Origin of the sequence: Bradyrhizobium sp. ERR14, from assembly GCF_014198235.1 — a bacterium.
Classification (GTDB): Bacteria; Pseudomonadota; Alphaproteobacteria; order Rhizobiales; family Xanthobacteraceae; genus Bradyrhizobium.
On the sequence record NZ_JACIHD010000006.1, the window covers coordinates 238,667 to 254,128 of the forward strand.

Annotated in this window: 12 protein-coding genes; 6 read left to right on the forward strand and 6 right to left on the reverse strand. The window is 64.1% G+C overall.

All coding sequences use genetic code 11. From position 1 onward, the window contains the following. The first annotated feature begins 75 nt into the window (after nucleotides 1–75). Nucleotides 76–1,188 (forward strand): SMP-30/gluconolactonase/LRE family protein, encoded by a 1,113-nt coding sequence (locus GGD62_RS19345; RefSeq protein ID WP_092259407.1) that lies wholly within the window; start codon nucleotides 76–78, stop codon nucleotides 1,186–1,188. 68 nt (nucleotides 1,189–1,256) lie between these two features. Here GGD62_RS19345 and ppc read toward each other — a convergent pair whose 3' ends face one another. Then, complete coding sequence (gene ppc / locus GGD62_RS19350; protein WP_183709591.1) at nucleotides 1,257–4,055, reverse strand: phosphoenolpyruvate carboxylase; 2,799 nt, start codon at nucleotides 4,053–4,055, stop codon at nucleotides 1,257–1,259. Nucleotides 4,056–4,900: 845 nt separating this feature from the next. Here ppc and GGD62_RS19355 point away from each other — a divergent pair. The 3 genes from GGD62_RS19355 (at nucleotide 4,901) to GGD62_RS19365 (ending at nucleotide 7,410) form a co-directional block, all read left to right on the forward strand. Continuing rightward, nucleotides 4,901–5,416 (forward strand): hypothetical protein, encoded by a 516-nt coding sequence (locus GGD62_RS19355; protein ID WP_183709593.1) that lies wholly within the window; start codon nucleotides 4,901–4,903, stop codon nucleotides 5,414–5,416. Between the two features lie 87 nt (nucleotides 5,417–5,503). Beyond that, nucleotides 5,504–5,932: a hypothetical protein gene (locus GGD62_RS19360; protein WP_183709595.1), complete on the forward strand. Its 429-nt coding sequence runs from the start codon at nucleotides 5,504–5,506 to the stop codon at nucleotides 5,930–5,932. A gap of 560 nt (nucleotides 5,933–6,492) precedes the next feature. Further along, nucleotides 6,493–7,410 (forward strand): NADP-dependent oxidoreductase, encoded by a 918-nt coding sequence (locus GGD62_RS19365; protein ID WP_179740078.1) that lies wholly within the window; start codon nucleotides 6,493–6,495, stop codon nucleotides 7,408–7,410. 66 nt (nucleotides 7,411–7,476) lie between these two features. Here the strand turns inward: GGD62_RS19365 and GGD62_RS19370 are convergent, their stop codons facing one another. From GGD62_RS19370 to GGD62_RS19390, 5 genes are all read right to left on the reverse strand, one after another. After that, the gene (locus GGD62_RS19370; protein WP_018315647.1) at nucleotides 7,477–7,881 is read right to left on the reverse strand and encodes a YccF domain-containing protein; all 405 of its coding nucleotides are present in this window, start codon (nucleotides 7,879–7,881) and stop codon (nucleotides 7,477–7,479) included. Between the two features lie 87 nt (nucleotides 7,882–7,968). Continuing rightward, nucleotides 7,969–9,054: a rhomboid family intramembrane serine protease gene (locus tag GGD62_RS19375; protein ID WP_183709598.1), complete on the reverse strand. Its 1,086-nt coding sequence runs from the start codon at nucleotides 9,052–9,054 to the stop codon at nucleotides 7,969–7,971. An 87-nt stretch (nucleotides 9,055–9,141) separates the two neighbouring features. Continuing rightward, nucleotides 9,142–9,936, reverse strand: coding sequence for an enoyl-CoA hydratase/isomerase family protein (locus tag GGD62_RS19380; protein WP_183709600.1), 795 nt, complete (start codon nucleotides 9,934–9,936; stop codon nucleotides 9,142–9,144). 160 nt (nucleotides 9,937–10,096) lie between these two features. Further along, on the reverse strand, nucleotides 10,097–11,641 hold the full coding sequence (locus GGD62_RS19385; RefSeq protein ID WP_183709602.1) for an acyl-CoA synthetase: 1,545 nt from the start codon (nucleotides 11,639–11,641) through the stop codon (nucleotides 10,097–10,099). A 127-nt stretch (nucleotides 11,642–11,768) separates the two neighbouring features. Continuing rightward, nucleotides 11,769–12,578 (reverse strand): crotonase/enoyl-CoA hydratase family protein, encoded by an 810-nt coding sequence (locus GGD62_RS19390; RefSeq protein WP_092259438.1) that lies wholly within the window; start codon nucleotides 12,576–12,578, stop codon nucleotides 11,769–11,771. Between the two features lie 116 nt (nucleotides 12,579–12,694). Here GGD62_RS19390 and GGD62_RS19395 point away from each other — a divergent pair, with 116 nt between their 5' ends. Together GGD62_RS19395 and GGD62_RS19400 are read left to right on the forward strand one after the other, a co-directional pair. After that, a complete protein-coding gene (locus tag GGD62_RS19395; RefSeq protein WP_018315642.1) occupies nucleotides 12,695–13,567 on the forward strand; it encodes an SDR family oxidoreductase in 873 nt (290 codons plus the stop codon). Nucleotides 13,568–13,845: 278 nt separating this feature from the next. Beyond that, complete coding sequence (locus GGD62_RS19400; protein ID WP_183709604.1) at nucleotides 13,846–15,423, forward strand: fatty acid--CoA ligase; 1,578 nt, start codon at nucleotides 13,846–13,848, stop codon at nucleotides 15,421–15,423. The last annotated feature ends 39 nt before the right edge of the window (nucleotides 15,424–15,462 follow it).

Genomic DNA, 15,462 nt, shown 5'->3' on the forward strand with positions numbered 1-15,462 from the left:
CGGCCGGAGATCGCCCCGGTTTACGCCCGATTGCGGGCGAATGGTGGCCTCCCAACGCAACTTTGGGAGGAAACCATGACAAGAACACTGACCAACTCCGACGACACCTCTGTAACGGGCGGCCTCGGCCGCCGCACCCTGCTCAAAGGCACGGCGGCTCTCGCCGCATCCACTGTCCTCGCCTCGCGAGCCGACGCCCGCGACTTCGGCGCCAATGCCGAGCCGCAGCGCTATCCCGACCCCGACATCATCGCCATCGACCCCAAGCGCTTCAAGGCCAAGGTCGGCAACACCGCGATCAAGCGGCTCTACACCGGCTGCCTGTGGGCGGAAGGGCCGGCCTGGAATGCGCAGGGACAATATCTGGTCTGGAGCGACATCCCCGCCAACCGGCAGCTGCGCTACCTCGACGACGACGGCCATATCTCCGAGCAGTTCCACAAGCCGTCGAACGAGGCCAATGGCAATTCGTTCGACACCGAGGGACGCCAACTCAGCGCCGAGCGCACGCGCCTCGTCCGCTACGAGCACGACGGCTCCGTGACGGCGCTGGCCGAGCAGGCCGGCGGCAAGCCGCTCAACGGCCCGAACGACATGGTGGTGCATCCCAACGACAAGTCGATCTGGTTCACCGATCCCGGCTACGGCGCGATCAGCATCTACGAGGGCAAGCTGGCCAATACCGGCTCGCTGCAGCCGCACCAGAAGGAAGCCGTCTATCGCATAGACGCCCAGACTGGACAGGTGGCGAAGGTCGCGGACGAGCCGTTCAAGCCGAACGGCATCGCCTTCAGCCACGACTACAAGAAGCTCTATGTCTGCGACACCGGCATCACGCATTACCCTGAGGCCAAGAACGTGGTGTGGTCCTACGACATCGACGGCGCCAAACTGTCGAACCCGAAGAAGCTGATCGACATGACGCTCGACGGCAAGTCGGGCTTCCCCGACGGATTGCGGGTCGACACCGAGGGCAACATCTGGGTCGGCGCCGGCTGGGTCGGTCCCGGCTATGACGGCGTGCAGGTGTTCGCGCCGAACGACGGCGCGCGCATCGGACAGATCCTGCTGCCCGAGACCTGCGCCAATGTCTGCTTCGGCGGCAAGAAGCGCAACCGCCTGTTCATGACCGCGAGCCAGTCGCTGTACGCGGTCTATGTGGAGACGCAGGGCGCGCATTTCTGTTGAGATAGGCGAATGGTGGGTGGCGAATGGCGAATAGAATCCATTCGCTACTCCCTATTCGTCATTCGCATTTACCCCGTATTCCGCAGCCCCGCCGAAATCCCATTGATGGTCAGCTGAATCCCGCGCAGGACCTGCTCGTCCGGGTTCTGCGCGCGGTGCTCCTTCAACAGCTCGACCTGCACGTGGTTGAGCGGATCGAGATAGGGGAAGCGGTGGCGCACGGAGCGCTCCAGCAGCGGATTGCCCTGCAGCAAGCGGTCCTGCCCCATGATGTCGAGCAGCGTCTCGATGCAGGAATGCCATTCGCGGCGGATGCGGCCGAATATCTTCTCGCGCAGGGCTTCGTCCGGCACCAGCTCGGCATAGCGCGAGGCGATCGCGATCGAGCTTTTGGCGAGCACCATGTCCATGTTCGAGAGCAGCATGCGGAAGAACGGCCATTCCCTGTAGAGCTCCTTCAGGAACGGCATGCCCTGTTGCGGATGCTCCGCGATCCACTGCTCGACCGCGCTGCCAAAGCCGTACCAGCCCGGCAACATCAGGCGGCATTGCGCCCAGGAGAACACCCAGGGAATCGCGCGCAGGTCCTCGATCGCGCGCGTCTTCTTGCGCGAGGCCGGACGGCTGCCGATGTTGAGCGTCGCGATCTCGTTGATGACGGTCGAGGACCAGAAATAATCGACGAAGCCGTCGGTCTCGTAGACGAGGCCGCGATAGGCTTTGAAGGCGAGGTTCGACAATTCGTCCATCGCTGTCAGATATTCGCGGCGCGGCGCGCTCTGGCGCGGATTGAGCAGGCTCGCCTCAAGCGTTGCGGCGGCGAGAATCTCCAGATTGTTGCGGCCGACTTCGGCGTTGGAATATTTCGACGAGATGATCTCGCCCTGCTCGGTGATGCGGATCTGGCCGTTCACCGCGCCGCCGGGCTGCGCGATGATGGCGTCATAGCTGGGACCGCCGCCGCGGCCGACCGAGCCGCCGCGGCCGTGGAACAGGCGCAGCCGAACGTGATGCCGCTCGAACACGTCGACGAGACCGATCTCGGCCTTGTAGAGCTCCCAGCCCGAAGTGACGAAGCCGCCGTCCTTGTTGCTGTCGGAATAGCCGAGCATGACCTCCTGCACGCTGCCGCGGCTGTCGACGAGGCGGCGGTAATCGTGCAGCGACAGCATGCGATCCATGATGCCGCTGGAGGCCTGCAGATCCTCGATGGTCTCGAACAGCGGCACGATGTTGATGGCGCTGCGCCCGGAGGGATGGACGAGGCCGACCTCTTTTAGCAGCACCGCGACCTCGAGCATGTCGGACATGCCCTTGCACATCGAGATGATGCATTGGGGAATGGCGTCCGAACCGAACATCGCATGCGCTTCAGCGGCGGCATGGAAGACGTTGAGCTCGCCCATGGTCTCGTCGCTGTACTTGACGAAGGGCGAGACCAGCGCGCGCGTCGAGCGCAGCTCGTTGGTGAGCAGCGAGATGCGCGCCTCTTCGCCGAGCGCGAGATAGGACATGCCGGGATTGGCGGCGTCCATCAGCTCGGCGATGGTGCGTTCGTGTACCGCCGAGTTCTGGCGGATGTCGAGCCGCGCCAGGTGGAAGCCGAAGCAGTCCACCGCGCGCCGCAGCAGCCGCAGCCGGCCGCGGGCGATGACGCGGGCATTGTTGGAGATCAGCGAGCGGTGCAGCACGTCGAGATCGGCCTGCAGCTCCTTCACGCTCGCATATGGCGCACCCTTGCCGACCGGCCGGCGCGTGATCTCGACTGCGAGCTTTTCGGCCGTCGCGGTCAGGCGCGCGTAGATGCCGGAGACCGCCAGACGATAAGGCTCGCCACTCCGGTGCGGCGAGGTATCCGGCGAGCGCTCCGCCAGGTTGCGCAGCTCTTCCGAGACGTCGGCAAGATGCGCCGCGATCGACAATTCCGAGCCGAGCACGTGCAGCTCGTTCAGATAAAACTGCATCACCCGGCTCGACTGCAGACGCAGCGTGCCGCGCATCACGTCGGCAGTGACGAAGGGATTGCCGTCGCGGTCGCCGCCGATCCAGCTGCCCATCCGCAGGAACGAGGCGAGCTCGGAGGCGGCCTGCTCGCCGCCCTCCTCCAGCCGGTCCTCCAGCGCGTTGACCAGCCGCGGCACCTCGCGCAGGAAGGTGTAATCGTAGAATGACAGGCCGTTGGCGACCTCGTCGAGCACGTTGAGCTTGGTCCGGCGGAGCAGATTGGTCTGCCACAGCGTCAGCACCTCGCGGCGAAGCTGCTCGTCGCTGGCATCGGCCTCCTCCGCGGTCAGCGCGACGCGCTCGCGGCGGTCGAGCAGGCCTGCGACCTCCATCTCGCGGTCCATCGTGCTCTTGCGGCGCACCTCGGTCGGATGCGCGGTCAGGACCGGGCTCACCAGCGCGGACTTGAAGAAGCTGCGGAGTTGATCGGGCTTGATGCCGGCGTCCCGGGCATGGGCGAGCGTTTCCGCCAGCACGCCGGAGCCGCCGTTCTTCGCAGCGCTGCGGGCGCGCATCTGGCGGATGTTGTTCTGATCCTCGGCGATGTTGGCGAGGTGGGAGAAATAGCTGAAGGCGCGGACGATCCGCACCGTCTCGGAGGTCGACATGCTGTCGAGGATCTGCTCGAGCTCGCGGCGGGCGAGCCGGTCCTCGTCGCGGTGGAACCGGATCGAGGTCTGCCGGATGCGCTCGACCAGATCGAACACATCGGCGCCCTCCTGATCGCGCACGGTGTCGCCGAGGATGCGCCCGAGCAGGCGGATGTCGTCCCGCAGCCGCGCATCGGCCTCCAGCGCCTGGGCGTCCTCAGGGCGATTGGCGCGATGTTCAGCGCCGTCGGATGATATGGTCTGGAGGGACATGGCTCGCTCCTCTTCAAGAGCTCCCTTGAAGAGCTTCCTGGGCTCCTCGGCCCAGCGGAGTGTGCGATATTTTTCTACCGCAGTGCAAGACGAAGTTGGAGGCGGTGCAAACTGGCGGCCACGCTCGTGTCCCGGACGCGCCTGCAACGCTCAAGCGTTGCTGCGCAGAGCCGGGACCCCAAAAGCCACACCGTCCCTGCCGCCTTCTGGGCCCCGGCTCAGCAGCGCACCACGCCGCGAAGACGCGTCGCGCTCGCTGCGTCCGGGGCACGAGGCTTTCTCTTTGTACCGATAAGCACGCCTTCGCCTCCTCGCGGCGTATTCCGCCCGAGCTTTGCTGTCCGTTTCGCCCTCGTCGAGAACAAAGGGCGCAGGGAAGGCCGGGCGCCGGCTGGCACCCGAAGGTCCGCACGCGACAAGACGCACGCGGGGTGACCACAGGTGACGCCGGGACATCCCGGCCTTCCCTGCGCAATGGTTTTACGGCTTATGGCGCGCTCTCCCCGGGGAGCGTTGCACTATTGCCCCCGTCGTCTTGCAGATGATCGGTGCGCGCACCCGGTCGGGGCGCCTCACCACCGCAAGCCTTGACGCCAGACTGCGGGCGTCAGGACCACACGCTTTTGCCGTCCGCGGACGTCCCTCCCCGGACAGCCGGAAGCTCGCGCGTGCTCGCCCCCGACGCCGAAAAGAAACGCTGTGACCGCGCCGTGTCGTGCCGCGGATCGCAACGGCTCACGGGATTTGCCCGCCCTGCCATCACCTCACGCGCCGGCGCTGCCGCGTCCATCGCATCCCGGCCTACGTATCGTGACGATCGCGAAACGCCCCTTTGACGGGCCGGGATGGAATGCGGTTTAGCCGAAACAACGAATTCGGTCAATCAGAATATTTTGCAGCGCCAGCGCTTGACCTGCATGTGGCGTGTTTTGCCCGACGGGCACCCCGAGGAATATGATAAGGATAGTCAATTGAACGGCCGTCATGAACGTAAAGACGCAGATAACAACGACATGGCACGCCATTCACATTCACAATGTGCAGTTCGGCTAATGGCGGACTTCTTCTTGATTATCTTCGGTTGGAGCTGGCTAGCCCCCATTTTCGTGACAATTGTGGGTGGAGTATTTGCCCTGCGGGCGCAAGGCAGGCGATGGATCATCCACCTCTGCGTTTTCGGATGTTTGTTAGCGGCCTTGCCCACGTTCGTTAGTCTATGGGGCAGAATAGACCCGGACGCAGCGAGCGAGCCGACAAACACCTTCACGGCGCTGCTTTATTTCATTGTAATGGCGGGGTTTGGTCTTGCGTACTCAATCTTCGCCTTGGTACTTTTCTACACGCGAAGGCGTATTGCCTAAGCTTTGATGATCGGCTTCGCGTCTGCTAGCGCGTAGGACGGGTTGAGCCTTGCGAAACCCATCATGTTGCGTCGTCGGCGGAGCTCGATGGGTTTCGCTTACGCTCTGAACCAGGCCATGCCGAAGTATTCTCCCATCGATGCAGGCGTAACGTTTGACTGCGACGAGAGCGACCTTCTCTCCATCAGGTGGGAGGTAGAATGCCTGGTGGCGGACTTTCTGCTGCCTGCGACTGAAAAGCGAAGCCTTCGCGTTCGCTTCGATGGCGCGACCATCGTGCGTCTTTTGGACGAGATGCCGCTCAGTACTGAAGAACAGCCCACGAGAAACGAAGGTCTCGTTCCCCGACATTTCGCCTACCGCGTCGACGGTGCCGTGTTCGCCGATGCGCAGTCGGCGACATGGAAGAAGGTTCATCGTCCTGTGCAACATTACCAGTTTATCACCGGGTGGGGCTGCATGGACGTACTTTCCGGCGTTGAGCCGTCCTTCGAAATCGTCGAACTCGAAAAGTGACGTCGGCACCTAGGATGGGTTGAGCACTTGCGAAGGCCATCCTGCTTCGTCACAGGCGGAGTGATTGATGGGTTTCGCTGGCGCTCTCCCTATCCTACGGGCTGGGTCCGTCTGCATTGCGCAATGTGGCGACGATCCCCTCTTGATCACAAGAAACATTGTGCGGCCGAAAGGCCGCCCGTTGCCATCGACCGCCAGGAATTCCGGTCAGCAACTGCCTGGACGTCGAGCTGGGCCTGGATAGGGTTGTCAGCTCTGGCACCGTTATCGGAAAATGAAGACAACGGCCGCGCCATCCTGCGAACTCAATCTGTTCGCCGTCTCAATGGCCCTTGGTACAGCCGAATTTTGCAATCTTGGTACTGGTCTCATCACCAGGCGTGACGCATCTAACTGCTAGTACCACGAACGAAGCGATCCCGATCGGCAGTCTCAGTGGGAGCCCGTGTCAATGCAGACCGCGGACACTTCCACACTGTCTGGCAGTTTGTGGATAGCCGTCGCGGCTCACACTGACTGCAACCATTGGGTCAAGAGACAATGACTGAGGAGACAATCCAATGAAGGCGATCGTTGTAACGGAACAGGCCGCGGGAACGGCGGGGATGAAGCTGGTGGACCGGCCCGAGCCGCAGGCTGCGATAAACGACGTCGTGGTTCAGGTTCATGCGTCGGGATTTGTCCCGACTGAGCTGACGTGGCCTTCGACCTGGACTGATCGCCTCGATCGCGACCGAACACCATCGATCCCTGGACACGAGCTGGCCGGAGTGGTCACTGCTCTTGGCTATGGAACGACAGGGCTGGTGTTAGGACAGCGGGTGTTCGGCCTGGCGGACTGGTATCGCGACGGCACGCTGGCCGAGTATGTGGCGATCGAGGCGCGCAATCTTGCGCCGCTGCCGGGCGACGTCGAGTTCACAGTGGGGGCGAGCCTGCCGATCTCGGGGCTGACCGCATGGCAAGGGCTGTTCCAGCATGGCCGTCTCAAATCGGGGCAGAGCATCCTGGCACACGGCGCGGCCGGCGCAGTCGGGTCGATGGTGACGCAACTCGCACGAGAGGCCGGCGCCTACGTCATCGGCACCGGACGCGCCGCTGACCGTCAGACGGTGCTCGATTTGGGCGCAAACGAGTTCGTCGACCTCGACAAAGACTCGCTGCAAGACGTCGGCAAGGTCGATCTGGTGTTCGATGTCATCGGCGGTGACATACAGAAGCGGTCGGTAGAACGCATTCGAGCCGGAGGAACATTGGTGACCATCGTCGGGCCGGCCGAGGCGCGGCCCTCCGATGGATTGGCGGTCGACTTCGTCGTCGAGGCGGATCGCGCCCAACTCAGTGAGATCGTCCAGCGGGCGCGGGACGGACGACTGCGGACGAACATCGGCAAGGTCTCGACCTTCGACGATGCGGTCGCCGCCTTAAATCCGACCGGGCGACGCAAGGGAAATACGATCATTCGCGTTCGTCCCTGAGCGAGCATGCTCATTGATGTCCGCAGCGCGCAGGATGGGGTGCACTTGCGAAACCCATCCTACGCCTCAAGCCGGCACGATTACCTTGCCGATCGGCCACAGCGCGATGCCTGCGAGCTTGAGATGGGCCCAGGCGAAGGGGATGCCGATGATGGTGATCGCGAGCGCCAGTGCGGTCAATAAGTGGCCGAGCGCCAGCCACCAGCCGGCGAGCACGAACCAGATGATGTTGCCGATCACGCCGAGCGGGCCGGTGCCGATATCCTCGACACCGGTCACGTCGTAGCGGCTGACCGCCCGCGAGCCGAACGGCAACAGCGTGTAGACGGCGATGTTGAACGCTGCCCGCGCCCAGGGCAGGCCGATGATGGTGATCGCCATGATGACCGCGGCGATCACCCAGCCGAACGCCATCCAGGCGCCGCCGAAGAGGATCCAGAGGATGTTGAGCAGCATGGAAACGGGGGTCATGGGATGATCCGGAGGTGGATGATCCCGTGCATATAGGCATGAAATCTGTCTCTGCTAAGACGGCCCCGATGTCCCTCCCCTCCAAGCTCATAATCCGTGACGCCGGCTGCGTTCGGCGCGCAGCGATGTGCCGACAAACCCAACATCCTCGATCCCGCGCGAGATCTCCTTTGAGCAGAGCCAAAGCGTCAGCGCGGCGGCGCCGATCGCGGCCAGCCCCGAGATGACAACAGGACTAGGGCAGAATGTGGCGAGTAAGTTGTCGAGCGGGACAGACCCGGTGGGCCAGCGCGGGCTGCAAGACGATGCCAGGGCCCAACCGGACAGCATCACGGCGGCCGCGTTCACACCGGCCAAAATCGCCACGACGATCGCAAGGCCCTTCCTGACGGAGAGTGCGAGATCAATCGTCTTCACGACGGCGCAATACGCGACCACGGCGACGAGAGCCGGGACCCATCCAGAACCCCCGGCTGCGATCGCCTGGGCCTGACCGCTCCAGGCCCACAGCGCAACGACGCACCCGAGCAGTGTCAGATTGACCTTCACGGCTTCGGGAAATTTGCAGCGAAGCACCCACACATTCGCTTTCTCGATCAGGTCCAGCACTGCGCAGGCGATCAGCCCGGCCGCAAAACCACCGAGATGCACGCCCCAGTCGATCCGCGAATTGCCGAGCGCAAACGCGATGTTCAATCCGATATTGATCGCGAAGAAGTCGAACCTGAGGTCGAGCTTGCCGAGGATCCACAGGCAGAGCAGCGCTCCGAGGATGCCCGAGGTGGCGCCGGACGCGCCGACCGTCAAATACGGCGTCGAATGGATGCCATTGCCGATGACGGCGCCGAACACCATCGCGCACAGGTAGATGACAAGGAAATAGGCCGGCCCGACCCGCCGCTCGAGATGTGCGCCCCACAGCACCAGGCACAGCATGTTCATGGTGAGGTGGACGAAATTGACGTGCAGGAAGCCATAGGCGACGAGGCGCCAGTATTCGTGCCGCGCGATCGCGGTCGCATACATGCCGCCGTAGCGATACAGCAGCTCCGCCGGCGCCGCCGGACCGCCCGCCTGGATGAAACAGAACCCCGATGCGAGGACCGTCACCGTCATCAGCACGTAGACGGCGGCATGGGGGACTTCGAAGAAACCGGCACGGTATGAGGGCATGGATGATCGCAGGGGATTGGCGTGGGAACGCCAACCTAGCCGAGCCGCTCGATGATTGCTACTCCAACGCGTACCAGACGCCCCCGGCTACCGCCCCTCGAATTTCGGCTCGCGCTTCTCCATGAACGCCTTCATGCCCTCGGCCATGTCCTGGGTTTTGAACAGCGGCAGGAGCTGGAGATAGACGTGGTGGACGTGGCCGTGGAAATTCTCGTTCAGACCCATCCGCATCATGCGCTTGGAGGCCTGCACCGCCAGCGGCGCGTTGGCGGCGATCTCACGGGCGATGGCCGTGGCGCGGGTCATCAGCTCGGCATCCGGCACGACCTCATTCGCAAGGCCCCATTCCAGGCACTCGCGCGCGCTCAGCGTGCGACCGGTGAAGATCAGCTCGGCCGCCTTGGCCCAGCCGAGCATGCGCGGCAGCAGCCATGTGCCGCCGGATTCCGGCACCACGCCGCGCTTGACGAAGGCGGCCGCGAGCTTCGAGGACTCAGCCATGATGCGGATGTCGCACCCAAGCGCGGTATCCATGCCATAGCCGGCCGCGCCGCCGTTGACGGCGCAGATGGTCGGCTTGTCCATCGCCTGCAATACCGTCGGCGGCGTGTTGCGCAGGTTGATCGTGGTCGGCGAGGACGCCGCGCTGAGGCCGTTGCCGTCGCGCTCCTTGCGCAGATCAAGGCCGGCGCAGAACGCCTTGCCCTTGCCGGTGAGGATGACGACGCGGACATTCTTGTCCTCGTTGGCCTCGGTCAAAAGGCGCGCGAGGTCGTTCAGCATCGGACCGGAGATGGTGTTCATGCGCTCCGGCGCGTTCAGGGTGATGGTCGCGATGTGGTCGGCGACGGTGTAGAGGACTTCGTTGGCGGCGTCGGTCATGACAGATGTTTCCTTGTCCCTGATCTCGTAGGGTGGGCAAAGGCGCGTTTGCGCCGTGCCCACCAATCTTTCCGGATCACATTCAGAACGTGGGCACGCTTCCGCCTTCGCTCTTCGAGCTACGGCGGACCAGTCGCTTTGCCCACCCTACGGCACCGCCTCAGATCTTCCGCCCCGCCTGCTCCCAATAGGGATCGCGGAGGCGGCGCTTGAAGATCTTGCCGGAATCTTCGCGCGGCAGGCCGCTGCGGATCTCGATGTGTTTTGGAACTTTGTAATCGGCCAGATGCGCCTTCAGCGCGGCGCGGACGTCGGCGGCTGCGAGCGCGACGCCGGCTTGCGGCTCCACCACGGCCATCAGCGCCTCGCCGAATTCGGCGTCAGGGATGCCGAACACCGCGCAATCATGCACGCCGGGGACAGCGTGCAGCACCGATTCGATCTCGGCCGGGTAGATGTTGACGCCGCCCGAGATCACCATGTCGCGCTTGCGGTCGCAGATGAAGACGTAGCCGTCCTCGTCGATGTAACCGACGTCGCCTGAGGTGATGAAGCCGTCGCGGTCGATCTCCGAGCGCTTCTCCGGCTTGTTGTGGTAGGTGAAATCGGCAAGCGCGGCCATGCGGGAATAGATCTCGCCGATCTCGCCCACCCCGAGCACGCGGCCGTCCTCACCGAGGAAGCGCAGCTCCGCACCGGGCGAGATTTTGCCGACAGTGCCGGGCTTCTTCAGCGCGTCCTCGGAGGTCGCGAACGTCACCGCGCTGGACTCGGTCGAGCCGTAGAATTCGTAGATCACCGGCCCCCACCATTCGATCATGGCGCGCTTGACGTCGGCCGGGCACGGCGCGGCGGCGTGGATGACGTGGCGCAGCGAGGAGACGTCGTACTTCTTGCGCACCGCCTCCGGCAGCTTCATCAGGCGGATGAACATGGTCGGTACCATGAAGATGGTGTCGATTTTGTAGTGGTCAATCAGTTCAAGGAATTCTTCGGCCTCGAAGTGCGGCATCAGCACCAGCGCGCCGCCGAGCTTGCCGGCGCGGATGCCGAACGAGTTCGGCGCGGAATGATACAGCGGGCCCGGCAGGATCGCGCGGGCGCCGGGCTTGAGCCCATAAATCATCGCGCGCATGCGCTCGCCCGCCGCCTGCTGCTCCGGCGTCGGAGCGTTGCGGCGTACGCCCTTGGGGTGGCCTGTAGTTCCCGAGGTGTAGATCATGTTCATCGGCTGCGGCACAACGGGGCCGTCATAGGGCTGGAATTGCGCGAGCCAGGGTTCGAAATCGATCGCGAAGTCCGGCGTCTTCAGATGATCGGGATTGATCCTGTAGTTGGACAGGATCTCCGGCGGCGTCGGCACGCTGAGCACGGTGACGCCCTCAGGGATCGCATCGCGCAGGGCATGCAGCATGTCGGCGTGCCCGATCAGCACGGACGTGCCGGTGTCGTTCAGGATGTAGGTGATCTCTTCCGGCTTGAAGTGCCAGTTGATCGGAACGCCATAGGCCCCGAGGCGCATCGCGGCGTATGCGGCCTCCAGAAAGGCGATGTCGTTGCGCATCAGCATGCAGACGCAATCGCCTTGGCGGACGCCGATTCTGGCGAGGCCGGAGGCGATGCGGTCTGCGCGGGCTCCGACCTCAGTGTGGCTGCGGCGCCGGTCGCCGGAGACGATGCCGAGGAAGTCAGACGTTTCGCTCATTGTTGTTTTTCTTTTTGCTGGAGTTGCCCCTCATGGTGAGGAGGCGCGAAGCGCCGTCTCGAACCATGAGAGCCCGTGGCCCATCCCTCGAGACGCCGCTGCGCGGCTCCTCGGGATGAGGACCGAGCTAATCCGCATACTTCGCCGCGCGCTTCTCCAGATTGGAGCGCACCGCTTCGGTCTGGTTCGCGCTGCCGATCAGCTTCTGCTGCTCGACCGACTCCGCCAGCAGTGCCGGACCTGGATCGACCGAGAGATTGTTCAGCAGCCGCTTGGCCGCGCGGATCGCATCGGGGCTTTTTCCCGCGATCTCGCGCGCGACTTCGAGCGCCGCCGCGCGCGGGTCGTCGCAGATGCGCGTGGCGAGGCCGTATGTCATCGCCTCCTGCGCGGAGAAGATGCGGCCGGTATAAGTGAGGTCGCGCAGGATGTCGTCGCGCACGAGGCTCGCAAGGATCGGCGTGCCCGCCATGTCAGGCACAAGACCCCATTTGATCTCCATGATAGACATCCGCGCGTCCGCGGAGAGGAAGCGCATGTCGGCGCCGAGTGACAGCTGGAAGCCGCCGCCGAAGGCGACGCCGTGCACGGCCGCGATCACGGGAACCGGAAGCTGGCGCCAGCCCCACACCGCCTGCTGCGGAAAATTCGCCTGGCCGTGGGTCCGCTTGGTGAGATCGCGATTTTCGCCACCCGGAATTCCATTGCCGCCCTTCTCCTTCATGGCGGCAAAACGCCCCATGTCGAGACCGGCACAGAAGGCGCGGCCCTCGCCGGAAAGGACCACAGCGCGCACGCTCTTGTCCTTCGAAAGCCGGTCGGTTGCGGCGACAAGGGCCTCGAACATCGCCTGATCCAGCGCATTCATCTTGTCGGCGCGCACCAAGCGCACGTCGGCGACGCCTTCCGAGATCGAGATCGAGACGCGCTCTTCCATGGATCAATTCTCCCCTGGTTCTTGCCTGTTCTTGTTCAGTGCCGCTTTACAGGACGCCGGCGGCCGGATTTAGTCAATCGACCAATTAACTGACATTCCGTACGGGAGAAACAGCCATGTTCAAGGAAAATCTTCTGGCCGGACGGCGCATTCTCGTGACCGGCGGCGGTACTGGGCTCGGCAAATCGATGGCGGCCCGCTTCCTCCAGCTCGGCGCCGAGGTGCACATCTGCGGCCGGCGCAAGATCGTATGCGACGAGACCGCGACCGAGCTGATGGATCTGTATGGCGGCCGCGTCACCAGTCACGGCGTCGACATCCGCAACGCACTCGCGGTCGAGGAGATGGTGGAGACCATCTTCCGCGACGCGCCGCTGACCGACCTCATCAACAACGCCGCCGGCAATTTCATCTCGCGCAGCGAGGAGCTGTCGCCGCGCGGCTTCGACGCCGTCGCCAACATCGTCATGCACGGTACGTTCTACGTGACGCAGGCGATCGGCAAGCGCTGGATCGCGGCCAAGCAGCCCGGCAACGTGGTGTCGATTACCACGACCTGGGTGCGCAACGGCTCGCCCTACGTGGTGCCGTCGGCGATGAGCAAGTCGGCGATCCATGCCATGACGATGTCGCTCGCGGCCGAATGGGGCCGCTACGGCATCCGCCTCAACACCATCGCGCCCGGCGAGATCCCGACCGAGGGCATGAGCAAGCGCATCAAGCCGGGTGACGAGGCCGGCGCACGCACCAAGGCGATGAACCCGATGGGCCGCGTCGGCACCATGGAGGAACTGCAGAACGTCGCGGTGTTCCTGATCTCCGGCGGCTGCGACTGGATCAACGGCGAGACCATCGCCATGGATGGCGCGCAGGCGCTCGCCATGGGTGGCAATTTCTACCAGCTCCGCGACTGGAGCGACGACGACTGGAAAACCGCGCGGGAGAGCATCATGGCGCAGAACGAGAAGGACCGGGCGAAGCGGGGGTAGTTGTCTGGCGCGAATGCGGAGGCATGTAAGGGGCTGACGTCTTCGCCCCACCCTCACCTGTCGTCCCCGCGACCGCGGGGACCCATAACCACAGGGAGGAGTTGTGGCGCGAGACGGTAACTCCGAGTCTTCGCAAAACTTCTCCCTGTGGCTATGGATCCCGGATCTACGCGCGCTTGAGGCGCGCTTGTCCGGGACGACAGCCGGGCCCCATCTTGTCTTCACCCGCGGATGACGCCAAACTCCGCGGCATAAGAACAAGACTCCACGGGAGAAACATGTCCACACAACCATTGACAACTCTCGCCGACATGGTGCGCGAGCGCGCTAAAAGCCGCGGCAACGCCATCGCCTACGAGTTCGAGGGCCGCACCACCAGCTTTGCCGAATTCGACGCGAGGACCAACAAGGTCGCCAACGCGCTGATTGCGATGGGCGTCAACAAGGGCGACCGCATCGCCTATCTCGGCAAGAACAGCGACCTCTATTTCGAGCTGCTGATGGGCGCGATGAAGGCGGGCGTGGTGATGGCGCCGGTGAACTGGCGTCTCGCGGGGCCCGAGGTCGCCTTCATCGTGGACGATTGCAAGGCCGCGGTGCTGTTCGTCGGGCCGGAGTTCATCACGCAGGTCCGCCAGATCAGGGACCGGCTGCCGGGCGTGCGCACTGTCATCACCACCGAAGGCGGCGCGCCGGAATGGCAGGATTTTCCGGCCTGGCGCGATGCGCAGAGCGGCGACGATCCCGGGGTGCCGATCGCGACGCGCGACATCGCGATCCAGCTCTACACCTCGGGCACCACGGGCAAGCCGAAGGGCGCGATGCTGAGCCACGCCAACTTCCTCAACCTGGTGCAATCGGGCAATGCCGAGGACAAGCCGGAGTGGAACCGGTGGTCGACCGACGACGTCTCGCTGGTGGCGATGCCGGTCTTCCACATCGGCGGTTCCGGCTGGGGTGTGATGGGCCTATATCACGGCGCCCGCGGCGTGATCGCGCGCGAATTCGATCCGACCAAGATTCTGGATTTCTTCGAGCAGTCGGGCATCACAAAGCTGTTCATGGTGCCGGCGGCGATGCAATTCGTGGTGCGGCAGCCACGCGCCAGGACGGTCGATTTCTCGCGGCTGAAATACATGCTCTATGGCGCCTCGCCCATACCGGCGGCGCTGCTGAAGGAGTGCATCGGGGTTTTCAAATGCGGCTTCGTGCAGCTGTATGGGATGACCGAGACCACCGGCACCATCGTCGCGCTGCCGCCGGAGGATCACGTCGAAGGGCTGGAGCGGATGCGCTCGGCGGGCAAGACGCTGCCGGGTATCGAAATCGCAATCCTCGACCTCGACGGCAAGCCGTTGCCGCCACGAGAGGTCGGCGAGATCGCGACGCGCTCGGGCTCCAACATGGCGGGCTACTGGAATTTACCGGAGGCGACCGCCGCGACGCTTCGTTCCGACGGCTGGCTGCGCACCGGCGATGCCGGCTATATGGACGAGGACGGCTATCTCTACATCCACGACCGCATCAAGGACATGATCATCTCGGGCGGCGAGAACATCTACCCCGCCGAGGTCGAGAGCGCGCTGTGCGATCACCCGGATGTGGCCGAAGCCGCGGTGATCGGCGTGCCCGACGACAAATGGGGCGAGGCGGTGAAGGCCGTCGTGGTGATGAAGCCGGGCAAAGAGGCGAGCGTCACCGACATCATCAACTTCACCCGGACGCGCATCGCCGGCTACAAGACGCCGAAGAGCGTTGAGTTCCTGCCGGCCCTGCCGCGGAATCCGAGCGGCAAGATCCTGCGGCGGCAGTTGCGCGAGCCGTATTGGGCGGGGAAGGATCGACGGGTGAATTGATCCGCGGTGCCGTAGGGTGGGCAAAGGCGCAAAGCGCCG